The 290-nt window shown below is 65.5% G+C and carries 1 pseudogene; it reads left to right on the forward strand.

What is annotated here, in order from left to right:
- Positions 1-46 precede the first annotated feature (46 nt).
- Positions 47-290, forward strand: a pseudogene (locus tag EN818_RS32065) (response regulator); the annotation flags it as partial.

Raw genomic sequence — 290 nt, forward strand, 5'->3', positions numbered from 1 at the left:
CCCTCGAAAACCATTCAAACCGGCGGACCGCGCCACGGCTGCCCGGTTGCCGGCGGACTTCTCCAATGTGCTCGTGGTCGGCAAATCGTCGATCAACCGGGTCGTGGTGTCGAAGATCGTCGAGAAGTCGGGGCTGAAGCCGATTTCGGAATCGCCCGAGACCGCCGAGAAAGCCTTGGCTGGCCATCTGCCCGGCGCCGTGATCCTGGACGGCGGGTCCGACAACAAGGATTGCGACCGGCTGATGTCCGCCATCGACGCGCTGCGGCGGGTCTCAGGCAAGCCGGTGC

Source organism: Mesorhizobium sp. M3A.F.Ca.ET.175.01.1.1, from assembly GCF_004791945.1.
Lineage (GTDB): Bacteria > Pseudomonadota > Alphaproteobacteria > Rhizobiales > Rhizobiaceae > Mesorhizobium.